This window comes from Geobacter sp. FeAm09 (assembly GCF_008330225.1).
In the GTDB taxonomy this organism is placed as follows: Bacteria; Desulfobacterota; Desulfuromonadia; order Geobacterales; family Pseudopelobacteraceae; genus Oryzomonas.
In genome coordinates, this window is sequence record NZ_CP042466.1 from 3768115 (window position 1) to 3785540 (window position 17426).

General features: G+C 57.9%; 17 protein-coding genes and 1 pseudogene. 12 read left to right on the forward strand and 6 right to left on the reverse strand.

Annotation, left to right across the window (positions count from 1 at the left end; translation table 11 throughout):
- Positions 1 to 10: 10 nt before the first annotated feature.
- Together FO488_RS17680 and FO488_RS17685 are read right to left on the reverse strand one after the other, a co-directional pair.
- Positions 11 to 763: an ATP-binding protein gene (locus tag FO488_RS17680; protein WP_149211769.1), complete on the reverse strand. Its 753-nt coding sequence runs from the start codon at positions 761 to 763 to the stop codon at positions 11 to 13.
- Positions 764 to 870: 107 nt separating this feature from the next.
- A complete protein-coding gene (locus tag FO488_RS17685) occupies positions 871 to 1227 on the reverse strand; it encodes a nitrous oxide-stimulated promoter family protein (RefSeq protein ID WP_240732041.1) in 357 nt (118 codons plus the stop codon).
- 297 nt (positions 1228 to 1524) lie between these two features.
- Between FO488_RS17685 and FO488_RS17690 the strand changes: the two genes are divergently transcribed.
- The 5 genes from FO488_RS17690 (at position 1525) to FO488_RS17710 (ending at position 7918) form a co-directional block, all read left to right on the forward strand.
- Positions 1525 to 3867: a DNA translocase FtsK gene (locus FO488_RS17690; RefSeq protein ID WP_149211770.1), complete on the forward strand. Its 2343-nt coding sequence runs from the start codon at positions 1525 to 1527 to the stop codon at positions 3865 to 3867.
- A 7-nt stretch (positions 3868 to 3874) separates the two neighbouring features.
- Entirely contained in the window at positions 3875 to 4651 is a 777-nt protein-coding gene (locus FO488_RS17695; protein ID WP_149211771.1) for a carbon-nitrogen family hydrolase, read from the forward strand.
- Positions 4652 to 4825: 174 nt separating this feature from the next.
- A complete protein-coding gene (tyrS, locus tag FO488_RS17700) occupies positions 4826 to 6037 on the forward strand; it encodes a tyrosine--tRNA ligase (protein WP_149211772.1) in 1212 nt (403 codons plus the stop codon).
- 110 nt (positions 6038 to 6147) lie between these two features.
- The gene (locus FO488_RS17705; RefSeq protein WP_149211773.1) at positions 6148 to 7545 is read left to right on the forward strand and encodes an aspartate ammonia-lyase; all 1398 of its coding nucleotides are present in this window, start codon (positions 6148 to 6150) and stop codon (positions 7543 to 7545) included.
- A 151-nt stretch (positions 7546 to 7696) separates the two neighbouring features.
- The gene (locus tag FO488_RS17710) at positions 7697 to 7918 is read left to right on the forward strand and encodes a NifU family protein (RefSeq protein ID WP_149211774.1); all 222 of its coding nucleotides are present in this window, start codon (positions 7697 to 7699) and stop codon (positions 7916 to 7918) included.
- A 79-nt stretch (positions 7919 to 7997) separates the two neighbouring features.
- Here the strand turns inward: FO488_RS17710 and FO488_RS17715 are convergent.
- A pseudogene (locus tag FO488_RS17715) lies at positions 7998 to 8887 on the reverse strand (DMT family transporter).
- Positions 8888 to 9098: 211 nt separating this feature from the next.
- On the opposite strand from FO488_RS17715, the gene FO488_RS17720 reads away from it, so the two are divergent.
- The 4 genes from FO488_RS17720 to FO488_RS17735 are packed head-to-tail and all read left to right on the forward strand — an operon-like array spanning position 9099 to position 12365.
- Positions 9099 to 9974 carry a branched-chain amino acid ABC transporter permease gene (locus FO488_RS17720; RefSeq protein WP_149211775.1) on the forward strand — a complete coding sequence of 292 codons (876 nt, stop codon included), beginning with the start codon at positions 9099 to 9101 and terminating at the stop codon, positions 9972 to 9974.
- A gap of 2 nt (positions 9975 to 9976) precedes the next feature.
- Positions 9977 to 10891 carry a branched-chain amino acid ABC transporter permease gene (locus FO488_RS17725; RefSeq protein WP_149211776.1) on the forward strand — a complete coding sequence of 305 codons (915 nt, stop codon included), beginning with the start codon at positions 9977 to 9979 and terminating at the stop codon, positions 10889 to 10891.
- Positions 10891 to 11661 (forward strand): ABC transporter ATP-binding protein, encoded by a 771-nt coding sequence (locus tag FO488_RS17730; RefSeq protein ID WP_149211777.1) that lies wholly within the window; start codon positions 10891 to 10893, stop codon positions 11659 to 11661. The genes FO488_RS17725 and FO488_RS17730 overlap by 1 nt, the downstream gene beginning before the upstream one ends.
- Positions 11661 to 12365, forward strand: coding sequence for an ABC transporter ATP-binding protein (locus tag FO488_RS17735; RefSeq protein WP_149211778.1), 705 nt, complete (start codon positions 11661 to 11663; stop codon positions 12363 to 12365). Before FO488_RS17730 ends, FO488_RS17735 begins: the two co-directional genes overlap by 1 nt.
- Before the next feature lie 67 nt (positions 12366 to 12432).
- Here the strand turns inward: FO488_RS17735 and FO488_RS17740 are convergent, their stop codons facing one another.
- Positions 12433 to 12810, reverse strand: a complete 378-nt coding sequence (locus FO488_RS17740) for a type II toxin-antitoxin system VapC family toxin (RefSeq protein ID WP_149211779.1) — start codon at positions 12808 to 12810, stop codon at positions 12433 to 12435.
- Entirely contained in the window at positions 12800 to 13009 is a 210-nt protein-coding gene (locus tag FO488_RS17745) for a DUF2281 domain-containing protein (protein ID WP_149211780.1), read from the reverse strand. The genes FO488_RS17740 and FO488_RS17745 overlap by 11 nt, the downstream gene beginning before the upstream one ends.
- 626 nt (positions 13010 to 13635) lie before the next feature.
- Between FO488_RS17745 and FO488_RS17750 the strand changes: the two genes are divergently transcribed.
- The 3 genes from FO488_RS17750 to FO488_RS17760 all read left to right on the forward strand — a co-directional run bounded on the left by FO488_RS17750 (position 13636) and on the right by FO488_RS17760 (position 16279).
- The gene (locus tag FO488_RS17750; RefSeq protein ID WP_149211781.1) at positions 13636 to 14322 is read left to right on the forward strand and encodes an HNH endonuclease signature motif containing protein; all 687 of its coding nucleotides are present in this window, start codon (positions 13636 to 13638) and stop codon (positions 14320 to 14322) included.
- Positions 14323 to 14522: 200 nt separating this feature from the next.
- Complete coding sequence (locus FO488_RS17755) at positions 14523 to 15152, forward strand: hypothetical protein (RefSeq protein ID WP_149211782.1); 630 nt, start codon at positions 14523 to 14525, stop codon at positions 15150 to 15152.
- Between the two features lie 44 nt (positions 15153 to 15196).
- Positions 15197 to 16279, forward strand: a complete 1083-nt coding sequence (locus FO488_RS17760) for a sensor histidine kinase KdpD (RefSeq protein ID WP_168206092.1) — start codon at positions 15197 to 15199, stop codon at positions 16277 to 16279.
- 196 nt (positions 16280 to 16475) lie between these two features.
- Here the strand turns inward: FO488_RS17760 and FO488_RS17765 are convergent, their stop codons facing one another.
- A complete protein-coding gene (locus tag FO488_RS17765) occupies positions 16476 to 17348 on the reverse strand; it encodes a PEP-CTERM sorting domain-containing protein (protein WP_149211784.1) in 873 nt (290 codons plus the stop codon).
- Positions 17349 to 17426 lie beyond the last annotated feature (78 nt).

The following is a 17426-nucleotide window of genomic DNA, read 5'->3' on the forward strand; positions in this document are numbered from 1 at the left end:
GAACGGGATCCTATTTTTTGATCTGCCCCTGGATGCCGATGGTAACCTCGTTGTAGGGTATCTGCTTGCCGCTGGCGGCGATGGCCTGCCGGGCAGCCACGGCGATCCCGCCGCAGCAGGGCACTTCCATCTTCAACACCGTGACGCTCTTGATGTCGGAACGGATGAACAGCTCCGTCAGCTTCTGCTGATAGAACTGATTGTCGTCCAGCTTGGGGCAGCCCATGACAACGGCCCGCCCCTTGAGGAAATCCTCATGGTAACCGGCATAGGCCACCGGCACGCAGTCGGCGGTGATCAGCAGGTCGGCACCCTGGAAATAGGGGGCGCTGGTGGAGACGAGGTGCAGTTGCACCGGCCACTGGGCCAGCTGGCTCTGGCGGCTGCCGGTCGGTTCCGAAGCGGCCGCCTCCTGCGGACGGGCAAAGCTCATGGTGCGGGAACCGGGGCAGCCGCCGCCGTGATGGTGCGGGGTGGACGCGGCAGGTACCGATGGGGCGTGATGATGCGGCGCCGGTTTCCCCTGGCTTGCCAGGTGCTGCTCGACGGCGGCCTCATCGAAGGCGTCGGCCTCGCGCTCCTCCACCGTGATGGCGTCACGCGGGCACTCGCCCAGACAGGCCCCCAGGCCGTCGCACAGGTTGTCCGCCGAAAGCTGCGCCTTGCCGTCAACGATCCTTATGGCCCCTTCGGCGCAGGAGGGGACGCACAATCCGCAGCCGTCGCATTTGTCCTGGTCTATCTTCACGATCTTTCTCAGCATGTTTTTCTCCTTTTTTAAAAGTTTTCCTCTGCTTTTTGATTCAGCCTTTATCTCTGTGTTCCTCAGTGTCTCCGTGTCTCTGTGGCAGGTTTTGAATCTTACGATTTTCAGAAAAAATAGTGCCAGATGTAATCCAGCCGCCCCCGCAGCATCAGCCTCTTTCCGGAGTACGCCATGACCTCCTTCACCTTCGCCCGGTTCGCCTCGCTGTAGCAATGGATCCGGCACCGTTTGCAGGTCGGCTTCTCCGCCTCCAGAGGGCATTTTACCCGCCGGGCCACGGCATAGGCCATGAATGCGGCGCATTCGGCGCACAGACGACGCTCGCCCAGCCCCGCCGGAAGGGAAAACAACGAACTTTCGCCGGTCCCATGTCGGCCTGCGCAGTAGACCTCGACGAACGTGCCGATCAGCCTGATATCCTTTTTTTGATGCTTCGTAAGCGTTTCCATGGTTGCCATCATGCCCCATTCTCCCGAAATCTTATATGACAAAGATCAAATAAATCCCTTTTGCGGGTCCGGCCAAGCGAGCCTTATGCAAAACGCCATGAAGGAGACCGATATGCACGGCGCAAACGAGGGAGGGAACGAGGCGTACTGTCGGTACGTTGAGTTTCCGGGCGAGCGGCACCACAGCAGATCGGCCCCGCAACAGTTTTGCAAGAGGCTCGTTTTTTCCTTTGCCTCTCCCCCCGGATTACGGGTAATATGACCCGATTTCATCACTCCCCGGATTGCGGATTTGAGCCTATAGACCCCATGGCAGAGCAAAAGAAAGAAAAACTCACCAAAGAATTGCAGGGGATGGCGCTCGCCACGGTTGGCGTCTTCATCCTGCTGGCGTTTACGACCTTCAACGCCACCGATGTCTCCTTCAACAGCTACTCCAACGAGGGGGCCGTCCACAACCTGGGGGGACGCCTGGGCGCCCAGGTGGCCGACCTGTTCTTCATCTGCTTCGGCCTGGCCTCCTACCTGGTCCCCCTGGCCCTCCTCTACATGTCCTACACCCTGTTCCGCTTCAAGGAGATCCGTCTGCGCTCCTACAAGCTCTTGGCGTTTTTCGGGCTGATGTTCACCCTGGCCGTCCTGTTCGCCTTCTTCCGGGACAGGACCATGTTCCTGGGGCAGCAGGTCCCCACCGGCGGCGCCGTGGGAGTGGTCGCCGCCCGCCTGCTCCGGGGAACGGTCGGCGTCACCGGCTCCATGCTCGTGCTGCTGCCGCTTTTGGCGGCCTCGGTCATGATCCTGTCGCGCTTCTCCTTCGTCCTCTTCGCCGGCTGGTGGCTGGAAACCCTCAGGCATAAATGGCTCGCCTGGCAGGAACGCCGCGCCCACGGACTCAAGGAACGCCAGCGGGAAAAGGCCAAGCAGGAGGGGATGCCGGTTGCCGCGGCAGCGGCCGGGCCGGTCATCAAGCCGGCCACACCGCCGCCGGCCCCGGCCAATGTTTTCAAAAAGGAGAAGGCCAGGAAAAAGGAAGCCGAAAAGAGCGCCTCGGTCCAGGAATCCTTCGAGTTCATCAAGAGCGACGGCGATTTCCTCACCCCTCCCTTCTCCCTGCTGGACAACCCGCCGCCCACCGAGAAAAAGCTGGACCGGGACGCCCTGACCATGAACGCCCGGCTTCTGGAAAAAAAGCTCAAGGACTACGGCATCGACGGCGAGGTGGTGGAGATCTGCCCCGGCCCGGTCATCACCATGTACGAATTTTCCCCGGCCCCCGGCATCAAGATCAGCCGGATCGCCGGACTGGCCGATGACCTTACCATGGCGCTGCAGGCCATGTCGATCCGTATCGTGGCCCCCATTCCGGGCAAGGGGGTGGTGGGGATCGAGGTCCCCAACCGCGACCGGGACATGGTCTTCCTGCGGGAGATCTTCAACTGCGAGGAGTTCCACCACAACAAGATGAAGCTCCCCCTGGCCCTGGGCAAGGACATCGCCGGCCTCCCGGTGGTCACCGACCTGGGCAAGGCTCCGCACCTCCTGGTGGCCGGCTCCACCGGGTCGGGCAAGTCGGTCTCCATCAACACCATGATCCTCTCCCTGCTCTACACCGCCACGCCCCACGACGTGCGCATGATCATGGTCGATCCCAAGATGCTGGAATTCTCCATGTACGAGGGGATTCCCCACCTGCTGCTGCCGGTGGTGACCGAGCCCAAGAAGGCCTCCCTGGCCCTGAAGTGGGCGGTCAACGAGATGGAGCGCCGCTACAAGCTGATGGCCAACAAGGGCGTGCGCAACATCGAGTCCTACAACAAGAAACTGGCCGGCGAGGCCCAGGAGTTGGAAGAATTGGGCGCCATCCCCGAGGCCGAGATCATCGAGGAGTTGGAGGAGATCGTCGAAGAGGGGGAGGCGGTGGTCGATCCGCTCCCCTTTGCCGTGGACGCCGAGGAGGAGTTGGAGCACAGCCACCTCCCCTACATCGTGGTCATCGTGGACGAGTTGGCCGACCTGATGATGGTGGCCGGCCGCGAGGTGGAGGAACACATCGCCCGCCTGGCACAGAAGGCCCGCGCCTCGGGCATTCACCTGATCCTGGCGACCCAGCGCCCGTCGGTGGACGTCATCACCGGCCTGATCAAGGCCAACCTGCCGTCGCGCATCTCCTTCCAGGTGTCGTCCAAGGTCGATTCGCGCACCATCTTGGACTGCAACGGGGCCGAGAGCCTCTTGGGGGCCGGCGACATGCTCTACATGCCCCCCGGCACCTCCAAGCTGCAACGCATCCACGGCGCCTTCGTCTCCGACGCCGAGGTCCAGCGGGTGGTGGACTTCCTCAAGAAACAGGGCAAGCCGGTCTACGAAAAATCGATCCTGGAGATGAAGGATACGGACGAAAAGGGGGGCGACGGGGAGGACGAGGAACTGGACGAACGCTGGGAGGACGCCCTGCGCCTGGTGGCCGAAACCAAGCAGGCCAGCATCTCCATGGTCCAGCGCCGGCTGCGCATCGGCTACAACCGGGCCGCGCGCATCATCGAGATGATGGAGCGGGAAGGGATGGTCGCCCCCAGCGATGGCACCAGCAAACCCCGGGAGATCTACACGGATATCATCCAGGCCTATCTGAATTCCCAGTTGACGCGGTGAGGTGAACATGGACTCCATACGGGCAGCCGCCATTCAGTTCCACGTCACACAGGGTGCAGTGGACGCCAACCTGGCCCAGGTCCGGGAGGCCCTGCGGCGCGGCGCCGCCCAAGGCGCCAACCTGGCTGTGCTGCCGGAGATGTGGTCCACGGGCTTCGCCTACAAGAACCTCAACGAACTGGCCCAGCGCACCGCCGGGATCGTGGACGAACTTCTCGCCCTGTCGCGGGAGCTGAACCTGGTGATCGTCGGCAGCATGCCCGAACCGGGCGGGGACAAGGTATTCAACACCGTGTTCCTGGTGGACAACGGCACCCTGGCGGGGGTCTACCGCAAGATCCACCTCTTCTCCCTGCTGGGGGAGGACCGGGCCTTTTCCGGCGGCGATCGCTGGCTGCTGGCCGAGACCTCCCTGGGCCCGGTGGGCGTGATCGTCTGCTACGACCTGCGCTTCCCCGAACTCTCCCGCCGGCTGGCCGTGGAGGGCGCCCGGGTGATCTGCATCCCGGCCCAGTGGCCCCGACCGCGGGAGGAGCACTGGCGCACCCTCGTCCGCGCCCGGGCCATCGAGAACCAGCTCTTCGTGGTGGCCTGCAACGCCTGCGGCCCCAGCGGCAAACTGAACCTCTTCGGCATGAGCATGATCGTCGATCCCCAGGGGGAGGTGCTGGCCGAGGCGGGCGACGGGGAGGGCGAAATCGTTGCCTCCCTGGACCTGCAGGCCATGGCCGACTGGCGGGCCCGGATACCCTGCTTCAACGACCGCCGGCCCGAGTTGTATTGAGATAGTGATGTCTGCCACGGAGGCGCAGAGAAAACCAGAGAGAGTATTAACTCAGGGCCCTTACCCAAAAATCCCTGTTTTAAGTTTCGGCTTTCTCAGTGTTTCTCCGTGTCTCAGTGTCTCTGTGGCAGATTTTGAGATTCCAGAATTTAATCTTTCCCAGGAGTTAGAAATATGTCCGTAGCAGAGCAGATGGCCGTCATCAAGCGCGGCGCCGTGGAGATTCTGGTCGAAAAGGAACTGGAAGACAAGTTGGAGAAGTCCCTCAAAAGCGGCGTGCCCCTGAAGATCAAGGCCGGCTTCGACCCCACCGCCCCGGACCTCCACCTGGGCCATACCGTGCTGATCCAGAAACTGCGCCAGTTCCAGCAACTGGGGCATGAGGTCAACTTCCTCATCGGCGACTTCACCGGCATGATCGGCGACCCCACCGGCAAATCCGTGACCCGCAAGGTCCTGACCCGCGAGGACGTGCTCAGGAACGCCGAAACCTACAAGGAGCAGGTCTTCAAGATCCTCGACCCGGCCAAAACCAAGGTGGTCTTCAACTCCGAATGGCTCAACAAGCTGGACGCCGGCGGCATGATCGGCCTGGCCTCCAAGTATACCGTGGCCCGCATGCTGGAGCGGGACGACTTCCACAAGCGCTTCACCAGCCAGCAGCCGATCAGCATCCACGAGTTTCTCTACCCCCTGATCCAGGGGTACGATTCGGTGGCGCTCCAGGCGGATGTGGAGTTGGGGGGCACCGACCAGAAGTTCAACCTGCTCATGGGGCGCGAACTTCAGCGGGAGTGGGGCCAGCCGTCCCAGTGCATCCTCACCATGCCGCTCCTGGAGGGACTGGACGGGGTCAACAAGATGTCCAAGTCCCTGGGCAACTACATCGGCATCAGCGAGCCCCCCGACGAGATCTTCGGCAAGGTCATGTCCATCTCCGACGACCTGATGCTGCGCTACTACGAGCTGCTCTCCGACATGTCCCTGACCGAACTGGAACAACTGAAGGCCGGCCTGAAGGACCACTCCCTCCACCCCATGGCGGCCAAGAAGGCGCTGGGGCGCGAGATCGTCTCCCGCTTCCACGGCGCCGGGGCCGGCGAGGCGGCGGAGGAGCAATTCGTCAAGCGCTTCAAGGAGAACGAGATCCCGGACGAGATGCCCCAGGTCGGCTTCTCCCTGGCCGACGGCCCGGTGCTCCTGGCCAGGGCCATGACCGAGGCCGGGCTGACCAAGTCCAACGGCGAGGGGCGGCGCTCCATCGACCAGGGGGGGGTCAGGCTGAACAACGAAAAGGTCAGCGATACCAACCTGGAACTGGCCGCCCCCGGCGAGTACATCGTCCAGATCGGCAAGCGCAGGTTTGCCCGGATCGTCGTTTCCTGAGCCGTTTTCCGGGCCCGGCCACGGCGGCTTCAGGGAAGTTTGCCGCCGCAGCCGTCACCGTCGTGGTACAATGAACAACAGATGGTGAGATCGCGAAAGGGGGTGCACGTATGACCACGCGCAGAGAAAAGGATACCCTCGGCGAGATGGAAGTCCCGGCCGAGGCGTATTATGGCGCCCAGACGGCGCGGGCGGTGCGCAACTTCCCCATCTCGGGCCTTCGGCCCCATCCCGCCTTTGTGTGGGCCACGGTGGCCATCAAGCGGGCGGCGGCCCGGGTCAACATGGCCGGCGGCAGGCTCCCCGCCCCCATCGGCAACGCCATCGTGGCGGCGGCCGACGAGGCGCTGGCGGGCAGATTCGACGAACAGTTCGTGGTCGATCCCTTCCAGGCGGGCGCCGGCACCTCCCACAACATGAACATCAACGAGGTCCTGGCCAACCGGGCCCTGGAAATCCTGGGGCGGCAGCGCGGCGATTTTTCCACCCTGCACCCCAACGACCACGTCAACATGGCCCAGTCCACCAACGACGTGATCCCCACCGCCATCCGCCTGGCGGCGCTCAGGATGCTCGATCCGCTGCTGGAGGTTCTGGAGGGGCTGGAACAGGCCCTGGCCGACAAGGCCCGGGAGTTCGACCCGATCCTCAAATCGGGGCGCACCCACCTGCAGGATGCGGTGCCGATCCGCCTGGGGCAGGAGTTCGGCGCCTATGCAGCGGCCGTACGCCGGAGCCGCGAAGGGGTGGAGGGATGCCTGCCGGCGCTCCTGGAACTGGGCATCGGCGGCACCGCCGTGGGCACCGGCCTGAACGCCGAACCGGACTACCGCAAACGCATGGTGGCGGAGTTGGCCGCTGCAACCGGTTTCCCGGTCACCGCCAGCGGCAACCTGTTCGAGGCCATGCAGAACATGGAGCCCTTCCTGGCCCTCTCCGCGGCCCTGCGGGGGGCGGCGGTCGCCATCGGCCGCATCGCCAACGACCTGCGCCTGCTCGCCTCCGGGCCGCGCACGGGGCTGGACGAAATCCGCCTGCCGGCGGTCCAGCCCGGCTCCTCGATCATGCCGGGGAAGATCAACCCCTCCATGGCCGAGATGATCAACATGGTCTGCTTCCAGGTGATCGGCTGCGACCAGGCGGTCATGCTGGCGGCCCAGGCCGGGCAACTGGAGCTGAACGTGATGATGCCGCTCATCGCCTACAATGTGCTGTTCGCCATGGAACTGCTCACAAACGGCGTGCGCAAATTCACCGAATCGTGCATACTGGGGATACAGGCCAACGAGGAACGCTGCCGCCGCTATCTGGAGGAGTCGCTGGGGCTGGTGACGGTGCTGGCGCCCTACATCGGCTACAACGCGGCGGCGGAGGTGGCCAAGGAATCGGTGGCGACCGGCACGTCCATCCGGCAGATCGTGCTGGAACGCGGCCTGATGCCGGAGGCGGAGCTGGAAGCGGTCATGAAGCCGGAACACCTGACCGAACCGGGGCTGCCGCTGCGCTGAGAGGGACGGAACGAAGAAACACAGGGCTGAAAAAAGTTTTGCAGGGTGGCGATGGGGCGAGAGGCCGGTCCGGCATATCCCCTCCCGCCGCCCCTGGTGATTCGGTTTTCACGACTTTGTGTCATTACCCATAGCAAAAAGGAGAACAGCGATGAAAGCAGAAGTCGAAAAGGTACTTGAAATGGTGCGGCCCGGCCTGCAGGCCGACGGCGGCGATGTGGAACTGGTGGAGGTGACCGACGACGGCGTCGTCAAGGTTCGCCTGAAAGGCGCCTGCGGTAGCTGCCCCATGTCCACCATGACCCTCAAGATGGGTATCGAGCGGGCCGTGAAGGAGCAGGTGCCCGGCATCAAGGAAGTGGTGCAGGTATAAGCTTGCTGACCATGGCTTGCAACGGGGGGGAAACGGCGCGCCGCTTCCCCCCCGTTGCGTGATGCGTGGCCGAAGGGCGTCAGGCCCGGCGCCAGGAGACGATCAGCACCGCCAGCAGAATCACCCCGCCCCCGGCAAAGAACGACAGGGACAGGTGCTCCCCCAGCACCAGCCACCCCAGCAGCGCCCCCACCACCGGCTGGAGAAAGAAGAAGACCGACCCGGTGCCCGCCTCCACCAGGCTCATCCCCTTGTTCCAGAGATAGAAGGCCCCTGCGGTGGAAACGACCCCCAGGTAGAGGATCGCCCCCCAGAGGACCGGATTGGCCAGCCCGCTCACCGGCAGGAAACGCCATTCGATGACCATGGCCGGGGTCGTCATCAGGGTGGCCCAGAAGATGGCCCCGGTGGTGATGACCAGGGGGAGAGGCTGGCCGAGAACTTCCGGGCCAGGACCGACAGGAGCGCCCAGGTGACGGCGGCGCCGATCAGGGCCAGATTGCCGGCCAGCACCCGGCCGCCGGTGGCGCTGGCGTCCCACCCCACGACGATGATGACCCCGATGCTCGCCAAAAGCACCGAGGAGAGCTTGCGGGGGGTCAGGCGCTCCCCCAGCATGAGCCAGGCAAAGAGCAGGATGAAGGCTGGGCTGGCGGAGGTGAGGATCGCCCCGTTGTGGGCCGAGGAGAGGCGCGTCCCGATGAACTGGAGCCCCACCGACACGAAGTAGCCCACAAAGCCGATGGCGATGAAGGCGCGGTGGTCGCTGCGGGTCAGGGGGGCGGTCTGCTGGCGCGCCGCCAGCGGGTAGAGCGTGGCAAAGGCGGTGACGTACCGCAGCCAGAGCAGGGTGAAGGGGGGGATGAAATCGAGGGTGTACTTGCTGACCACGTACATGCCGCCCCAGATGGAGGCCGCCGCAGCCAGGGCGCAGTAGCCGCGCATCGTCTGATGTCCGTTTGTGTGCATACCGTCCGTTTCCGCTGGAGAGTGGGTGATTCCGCCGCGCCGGGTGTTCGTCTGTATACCACAGATTTTTTTCCTGAAATCAAACAAAATGTCATCCTTCGCACAATTCGCTTGCAGGCATACTGTTTACCGTGATAAAAAACAGTGCTTTTTTCTTCATAAAAGGCACCTTTTTTCATACACTTTTACGCATAATCACGGGATATCCGGCATGTTCCTGCAACAGCTCATCAACGGCATCGCCCTGGGCTCCACCTACGCCCTGATCGCCCTGGGCTACACCATGGTGTACGGCATCATCGCCCTGATCAACTTCGCCCACGGCGAGATCTTCATGGCCGGGGCCTTCGTCGGCCTCCTCATGGTGGGCGTGTTCAAGCTCAACATCTTCCTGGCCATGGCCTGCTCCATGATCTTCTGCATGGTCATGGGGGTCGTGATCGAATTCATCGCCTACCGCCCCCTGCGCAAATCGTCCCGGCTCTCGGCCCTCATCTCCGCCATCGGCGTCTCCACCTTCCTCTCCTCCCTGGCCCTGATGGTCTTCGGCGCCAACGCCAAGGGGTTCCCGGACCAGGCGTTTCCCTCGCACCAGATCAGCATCGGCGACGCGGACATCTCGACCCTGCAGCTCCTCATCATCGGCGTTTCGGCGGTGCTGATGCTCGGCCTGGAGTTCATCGTCCAGAAGACCAAGATCGGCAAGGCCATGCGGGCCACCTCCGAAGACTACAACACCGCGGCCCTCATGGGGGTCAACGTCAACTTCGTCATTTCCTTCACCTTTGCCCTCGGCTCGGCCCTGGCCGCTGCCGGCGGCGTCCTGGTTGGGATGCTGTTCAACGCCGTATCCTTCAACATGGGACTGATGGCCGGCCTGAAGGCCTTCGCCGCCGCCGTCCTGGGGGGCATCGGCTCCATCCCGGGCGCCATGCTGGGGGGGCTGCTCCTGGGCGTGACCGAGGTCTTCGGGGTCGCCATCGGCTACTCCTCCTACCGCGACGCCATCGCTTTCGCCATCCTCGTACTGGTATTGCTGGTCCGGCCCACCGGCCTGTTGGGCCGCAAGATCCTGAAGAAGGTCTGACTATGCTGCATGGCTTTGTCAACTCCATCGACCCCTATTTCCTGCAGATCCTGGTCAACATCGGCATCGGCATCACCCTGGCGCTCGGGCTCAACGTCATCACCGGCCTGACCGGCCAGCTCTCCCTCGGCCATGCCGCCTTCATGAGCGTCGGCGCCTTCACGGGCGCGCTGTTGACCCTCAAGACCGGCACCCCCTTCTACCTCAACCTGATCCTGAGCGGCCTCTTCACCGCCGCCGTGGGCGCCCTGATCGGCTGGCCGATCCTGCGGCTCACCGGCGACTACCTGGCCATCTGCACCCTGGGCTTCGCCGAGATCGTCAAGGTGGTCTTCCTCAACCTGGAGATCACCAACAAGGCCCTGGGCCTCACCGTCCCCACGCCGCAGACGGCGCTGCCCATGCCGGTGATCGTCCTCATCGTCGCCATCATCATGATCGTCGCCTCCACCTTCATCCAGAACTCCCGCTTCGGCCGGGCCCTCAAGGCGATCCGGGACGACGAGATCGCCGCGGAATCCATGGGTATCAACATCGCCCGCTACAAGGTCCAGGCCTTTGCGGTCAGCACCTTCATGGCCGGGGTCGGCGGCTGCCTCTACGCCCACTTCCTGGGGTACATCAACCCGTCGGACTTCGGCTTCCTCAAGTCCGTGGACATGCTCAGCATGATCGTCCTGGGCGGCCTGGGAAGCATCCCCGGCGCGGTCATCGGCGCCTCGATCCTCTCCACGGCGCCCGAGGTCCTGCGCTTCATGTCCCAGTACCGCATGCTGGTCTACGGCGCCCTGATGGTCTTTTTGATGGTCTTCCGCCCCAACGGCCTCCTGGGGGGCGTCAACGTCACCGACCTAGTGCTGCGCAAGCTGGGGGTGAAGCCCCACGGCGCGCTGCGCAACGAGGAGGGGAAACACTGATGGCGCTGCTCAAGCTCGATAACGCCACCATCCGCTTCGGGGGCCTGGTGGCGGTGAACGGAGTCAACCTGGATGTGGAGGAAGGGGAGATCATGGCGCTCATCGGCCCCAACGGCGCCGGCAAAAGCACCATCTTCAACCTCATCACCGGCATCTATCCCCCCACGGAGGGGGGCATCAGCTTCAAGGGCAAAAGCATCGCCGGACTCCAGCCCCACGTCATCGCCGGGGGCGGCATCGGCCGCACCTTTCAGAACATCCGCCTCTTCAACGAACTGACCGTGCTCGAAAACGTCCTCATCGGCGCCCACACCCGTGGGCGGTGGGACCTGACCGGCGCGCTGCTCAAGCTCCTCCCCCCGGTGCGCCGGGAAGAGGGACGGCTCCTGGAGCTGGCCATCCGCTGCCTGTCCCAGGTGGACCTGGCCCACAAGGCCTACGAACAGGCGTGCAACCTCCCCTACGGCGAGCAGCGCCGCCTGGAGATCGCCCGGGCCCTGGCCATCGAACCGGCCCTGATCCTGCTGGACGAGCCGGCTGCCGGCATGAACCCCCAGGAAAAACAGACCCTGCTGGAGATGGTGCGCAAGATCCGCGCCTCCGGGGTGACCGTCTTTCTCGTGGAGCACGACATGAAGTTCGTCATGGGGCTCTCGGACCGCATCGCGGTGCTGGACTACGGCGTCAAGATCGCCGACGGCCGTCCCGAGGAGGTCCGGGCCAACCCGGCCGTCATCGAGGCCTACCTGGGGAAAGGAGCCACCCACTGATGCTGTCGGTCGAGAACCTTTCCGTCAACTACGGCGCCATCCGTGCCCTGCACGGCGTCTCCTGCCGCGTGGAACAGGGGGAGATCGTGGCCCTCATCGGTGCCAACGGCGCCGGCAAGACCACCATCTTGAACACCATCTCCGGCATCGTCCCCTCCATGGGCGGCGTCATCGCCTTCGAAGGGACGGAGATCACCCGCATGGCCCCCCACCTGATCGTGCGCAAGGGGATCTGCCAGGTCCCGGAGGGGCGCCGCGTCTTTGCCCGCATGAGCGTGCAGGAAAACCTGGAGATGGGCGGCTTCATCCTCTCCGGCAAGCACGAGGTGGCCCAGGGGATCGAGCGCGCCTTCGCCCTGTTCCCCCGCCTGGCCGAGCGCCGCAAGCAACCGGCCCGCACCCTCTCGGGCGGCGAGCAGCAGATGCTGGCCATGGGGCGGGCGCTTATGTCCAACCCGCGCCTGCTGCTCTTGGACGAGCCCTCCATGGGGCTGGCCCCCATGCTGGTGGAGAAGATCTTCGAGATCGTGGTGGAGATCAACAAGCAGGGCACCACCATCATGCTGGTGGAGCAGAACGCCTCCATGGCCCTCTCCATCGCCAACCGCGCCTATGTGCTGGAAACCGGCGAAGTGGTCCTGTCCGGCGACGCCGGGGAGTTGGCCCGCAACCCCGAGGTGAGGAAGGCCTACCTGGGGGAGTAACCGCCCCTTGCCCTACGTACAGCGACGCCCTGCCGGGATACCGGCGGGGCGTTTTTTGTTTGGGGGATCAACAGCTTTGAACCGTAAGGGATGGAATGCCGGAGAAATGAGAATCGTTTGTGATGATAACGGCTTTGCGGCACAGTGCGGTAGCGCCGATAATTGCATCAGGAAGCTTCAGCCGATGCTGCGTACGCAATGTCAGGGCACTATCTGCAAGTTCGTCATTATGGACAAGCGAGACGATCTCGATTCTCGAACAAAAGCGTTTGAAACTTTTTCGGTCATTGAGCGTCAAGCCATCAAAGGCGAGGAATTCGAGGTAGGTAACAACCGAGATGCCGACATAAGCCGCTGCCTCAAGCCGGACAGCCAACTCCCGGTTGCCATTCAAAAGCGATACAACGGCATTGGTGTCGAGCACATAGCGCAGTTTACCACTCATCCCGCAAACTCCGTTGAGCAGCTACCGCATCACCCTTCCAGGTCACGGTGCCGCACAGATCGCTGAAACGATAGGATGCCGCGGATTTTTTGGCGCCGGCCTGCCGGGTAAGCAGAAACTGGACAAAATCCCGCACCTCGCGGCGCTGGGGAGCAGGGAGTCCGGAAAGATCAAGCAGATCGGTTGCGGAACGTGGCATGATCACCCTCCTTGTTTTCGATGATTTTACGTTAGCATAGAGACCTGATGATGACAAGTTCGTGTTTCGGCCTTAAAACCGCGATGGTCCACGAAAAACACGAACGGCACGAACAAAGCTGGTTGATTATGGGTAATAGCCTCTTGCCTTTCGGGTGAACGATTCAATTTCGCGTTCAGACTGGCTGCTCGTTTTCGTTCGTGTTTTTCGTGCATTTCGTGGACAGGTGCCGTTTGGAGTTCGAGGCTTGCGCGAGAGGGTGCGGGACGAAATGATACAAAAGGGGCTCCCGGAGGCGGTTTGGGGGCCTTTTTTTGTGTGATGACGGGTGGTTGGGAGGACAGGAGTGGAATGTTAATTTTTTTAACATGTCGAGGAGAGTGTTAATTATTTTAACATGTTGATTTTGCGATTGAAATTTGTGGATGCGGAGAGTAGAAGGAGACTGTGCAATCAATGCCCTCTGAAGGGGACATGTGAGCCGCCGTTGCAGAATCGAATCGGTGTTTTGAAGATAGAGGAATGCAAAATGGATAGGAAGTTGTGTCTTTGGTGCGGAAAGAGTTAGAAATATAAATAATGGAGATTTGGCAGTTGTGCTTATCGCCGCTTGCAGGAATAAGGATATGAGAAGAAAAACAATATCACAAAAAATGAAGATGCTTCTTCAACAAGAGGTTGAATCTATATGCCCATTTTGTAATAGTAATGATGTTGATCACTTTCAATTTCACCATATTGACGAAAATCCTGAGAATAATACTATTGGTAATATACTAATGTTGTGCCCTACTTGCCATTCAAAAATTACTAAAGGTGATATAAGCTTGGCTACAGTTGAAGCTAAAAAACAAGGATTATTAAATAAGTTTTATAAAAAGGATAAAGAAATGGGTAAAATCATTAATTTTAATGCGAAGGTCGGGAATGCAGTAGTTGGTGACAATAATAAAGTGACACTTAACATAAAAAAAGATGTAAAAAAATCAAAATATCCTGAAGGTTGCATTGGAGCAGCTAATGTAAAAGCTAATTACATTAGCTATTTAATTACAAGGTACCACGAATATAAGGAATGGGAAGTCGGGAAGGAAAATATGAATTACGCGATCTTCCAATCCGGCTTGAAGAAAAAGTACAAGCTTGGTAAAACTAGAACAATTTATCATGTGCCAGAGCCTAGATTTGATGAACTTGCTGCCGACATCCAAGAGCGTATTGATAGAACAGTATTGGCAAACGTAAAGCGGTCAAAAGGGCAACATAAGAACTATGAAACATTTGAAGAGTACCTTGACGAAACTCAAAGCTGACATAAAAATTGAGAGACACCATACCAATTAAAGTATTCATTCATAAAATAGGTATGGTGTCCCGGCATTCTACCGATAGGAGCGTTTGGAATTACTACGCAAATGGAAATACTGAGATTAAAGCCCAGCGAAGAGTAAAATGATGGTGTTATGTCCACATATTGCCAAAATTAATTGTTATCATAATTTTAGGAGGGGATATGTCGTGGTTTAGTAAACCTTCTTGGCCTGATTACCCATTTGATGAAATTAAAAAGAGAGCAAAAATACTTGTTGTTGATGATAACGATTTCCCCTACGATAAACTCTTCTCTAGAGATGGTTACACATTTGAAAAGTGGAATGATATTGAAAATCTCCCGAAACTAGAAAGCGGATATTATGATATAATACTACTTGATATTAACGGAGTTGGACTTAATGAGTCTGAAGAGCAAGGATTAGGGATATTAAAGCACCTTAGGAAGACATCTCCATCCCAGATTATTATTGCATATTCAAATGCAGATTGGCCATTAAAATATCAAGATTTTTTTGATATGGCTGATTCAAAACTAGATAAAAGAAAAGATTATATTGAATTTAAGCAGGTTGTTGACAAGCTCTTAAAAGATAGGTTTTCTCTTGGTTTTTACGTTGATAGAATAATTAAAGCAGCAGGTAATTCCATTCCAGATACAGATAAACTTAAAAAAGTTGCTATTGATTCTATTTTAGGTAAAAATACAAAAAAACTTTCAAAATATATTGAGTCGAACACTGAAAAAAAGGATATCGTTCAAATTATCTTAGGTATCGCACAAGTTGCTATTGGATTGGCGGCATTATGAGTAGTGTTTTTTACTCCCCTTTACCATGCTTCTACAAAGAAAGGATGATTTCTGGTTTCCTCTTTGACTGGCCAGATAAATGTAAAATATGCAAAACACAGATTTGCAAATCAGGCAGGATTATGTTGATTTCTTCCTGCTCGTTTGGTTTTGATTATCTAAAAATATCGGAAGATTTGATTTTGGCAGGTTTTCTTGTAAAAGAGCACACCCCCCAAAACAAATCTCGATCCAAAAATCTCTCTCGTTTCAAAAATAACATAATTTCCAGAGACCATTATGATTCAATTATTGAGAAAACGAGACTTTCAATTATATCGTTTAATGATCTTATTGAATCAGAAAAAAATCTAGCCGTTGAAAAGTATCTCGCTTCAGGAGAGTACAAAAATGATTTTTTTGAGAGAATGAAATTAGAAATTAAAAAGGGACTTTCATTTGTACATGATTATAAGCAGATTAACGCGCAAATTGTACAAAATATTAATGTCATTATAGAAACTAGATATGATGGCGATACCTTTGATGATAAATTAAGTAAATCTACGCATGCTGAAAAAGCTATATACTTTGGTAGCAAATTCCTCCAAGAAAAACTTAATGTAGCAAAGTATTTGTTGCACCCGGAGTGGATTAATAGAGAGTCTGAAAAGACATTTTTTAGATTTCATGGCTGCCTCACAAAGTATATTAGGCTTTACAAATATATGTTTGAAGCAAAAAATATTAGTATAAAAACATTAGGTGAAAGTTACGATAACATATATACAGATCCAGAGATAATTGGTGTTATACCGCATACTTTTTTAGATAATGCTTTAAAATATTCGAAACCAAATTCTTCTATAACAATAAACGTCAATAACAATAGAGAAGGAATCTATTTTGCTATTTCTTCTTTTGGTCCATTGATAAAGGATGGTGAAAAGAAAGATATTTTTCTTCCGTTTATTCGTGGCAAAGAAGCCGAAAAGATGCAAGAAGAAGGTTCTGGTTATGGGTTGTTTATTGCCCAGGAAATTGCTAAAAGTATGGGCACAGAAATTAAAGTTCAGCAGGAAACTACTTGCGAGAGTTATGGCTATTTAACCACTTTTTCTGTTGTCTTACCATATGGCCTTGAATGATGCAAGTAAGGGCTTGAGGGTAGGTCTCCAAAACTCAAATTTGAAATTTGGCGATTCGACCCAGCAAAAAAAGTCCTAAACAAACAAAGCCCCTCCGATGCAGAGGGGCTTTATTGTGTGATCCGAAGCAAGCGGCTGGCCGCTCCGGATATTAGTATTATGTCAGATCCCGACCGGCGTTCGCCTTACAACGCTCTCAACGCCCGGCGTCCCCTTTGCCCTTGGAACGGGCACCCAGCCTGGTAGCGTTACGCCTCAGCAGGGCAACGACGGAAACACCCGTCAGCAAAAGGAGCAAGGTGGATGGTTCGGGGACCACGGTAACCGTGTTGGGTGGCTTGCCCGAACTATAGTTCTTGAAATTATCGGAACCGCCACCGGACACAAAAGGCTGCGGACCGCTGCTGGGAAAAGACCTCAAGGATTTATCGATCGGCGGCAGCGGTTCATCCTGAAAGGCCACGGTCGGGGGCGTCCGTGTTGCCACATTTCTCGCAGGGGCCACCCGGCGCGCGGGGCTGTCAACCCGCTCCACGGGGTCGGCACTGGCACTATTGGGGGGCGGAGCAGCGACATAGTCATTGCAGCAGAACGTCCGCACCGTGCGGGTCCCGTCGGTTATGTACGTATCGCCCTTCGGCAGCTTGACCGGCCGGGACGTCATCCGGATGACATCGTCTTTCCGGTAGCTCACATAGGTCCAGACGGCGCTGTCCTGTTGGCCGAGGTGGGCGGCCTGCCAGTTGAACCCCTCGAAGTGACTCGCCAGCACGGGGTCTTTCTCGACCGTGTTTCGGAAATCCTTTACCGAATGGATACTGTTTTTGGCGCACAGCCCGTAGTATTTGCCCGCTATCTCGCTCGTGGCGCTCGCCGGCTCCTCGACGGCCGGTTCCGGTATTTGTTGCTCCTGAACGACCTGTACCGGTGTTTTCCGGGCGACAATGTCGTTATTTTTGAAAAAAGAACGAACGAAGATGCCGGATGCAAGCAAAACCGCGATGATGACAGCCCAGCGGATATAGCCCGTAGCCGCCTTTGTTGGCTTATGATTTTTTGTCGTTGGCATGGTATCGGTTCACCGCCTTACGTTAGCCATTGGGGTTGCTTGGCTCTCAATGAATACTCAACAACACGCGAAACACCC

What these genes read in the sequence shown, in the direction of transcription:
- FO488_RS17705 (WP_149211773.1), top strand. Translation starts at nt 6,148, where the DNA reads ATGACCACGCGCAGAGAAAAGGATACCCTCGGCGAGATGGAAGTCCCG.
- FO488_RS17730 (WP_149211777.1), top strand. Translation starts at nt 10,891, where the DNA reads ATGGCGCTGCTCAAGCTCGATAACGCCACCATCCGCTTCGGGGGCCTG.
- FO488_RS17750 (WP_149211781.1), top strand. Translation starts at nt 13,636, where the DNA reads ATGAGAAGAAAAACAATATCACAAAAAATGAAGATGCTTCTTCAACAA.
- FO488_RS17695 (WP_149211771.1), top strand. Translation starts at nt 3,875, where the DNA reads ATGGACTCCATACGGGCAGCCGCCATTCAGTTCCACGTCACACAGGGT.
- FO488_RS17755 (WP_149211782.1), top strand. Translation starts at nt 14,523, where the DNA reads ATGTCGTGGTTTAGTAAACCTTCTTGGCCTGATTACCCATTTGATGAA.
- FO488_RS17735 (WP_149211778.1), top strand. Translation starts at nt 11,661, where the DNA reads ATGCTGTCGGTCGAGAACCTTTCCGTCAACTACGGCGCCATCCGTGCC.
- FO488_RS17760 (WP_168206092.1), top strand. Translation starts at nt 15,197, where the DNA reads ATGATTTCTGGTTTCCTCTTTGACTGGCCAGATAAATGTAAAATATGC.
- FO488_RS17685 (WP_240732041.1), bottom strand. Translation starts at nt 1,227, where the DNA reads ATGATGGCAACCATGGAAACGCTTACGAAGCATCAAAAAAAGGATATC.
- FO488_RS17765 (WP_149211784.1), bottom strand. Translation starts at nt 17,348, where the DNA reads ATGCCAACGACAAAAAATCATAAGCCAACAAAGGCGGCTACGGGCTAT.
- tyrS (WP_149211772.1), top strand. Translation starts at nt 4,826, where the DNA reads ATGTCCGTAGCAGAGCAGATGGCCGTCATCAAGCGCGGCGCCGTGGAG.
- FO488_RS17710 (WP_149211774.1), top strand. Translation starts at nt 7,697, where the DNA reads ATGAAAGCAGAAGTCGAAAAGGTACTTGAAATGGTGCGGCCCGGCCTG.
- FO488_RS17740 (WP_149211779.1), bottom strand. Translation starts at nt 12,810, where the DNA reads ATGAGTGGTAAACTGCGCTATGTGCTCGACACCAATGCCGTTGTATCG.
- FO488_RS17725 (WP_149211776.1), top strand. Translation starts at nt 9,977, where the DNA reads ATGCTGCATGGCTTTGTCAACTCCATCGACCCCTATTTCCTGCAGATC.
- FO488_RS17720 (WP_149211775.1), top strand. Translation starts at nt 9,099, where the DNA reads ATGTTCCTGCAACAGCTCATCAACGGCATCGCCCTGGGCTCCACCTAC.
- FO488_RS17745 (WP_149211780.1), bottom strand. Translation starts at nt 13,009, where the DNA reads ATGCCACGTTCCGCAACCGATCTGCTTGATCTTTCCGGACTCCCTGCT.
- FO488_RS17690 (WP_149211770.1), top strand. Translation starts at nt 1,525, where the DNA reads ATGGCAGAGCAAAAGAAAGAAAAACTCACCAAAGAATTGCAGGGGATG.
- FO488_RS17680 (WP_149211769.1), bottom strand. Translation starts at nt 763, where the DNA reads ATGCTGAGAAAGATCGTGAAGATAGACCAGGACAAATGCGACGGCTGC.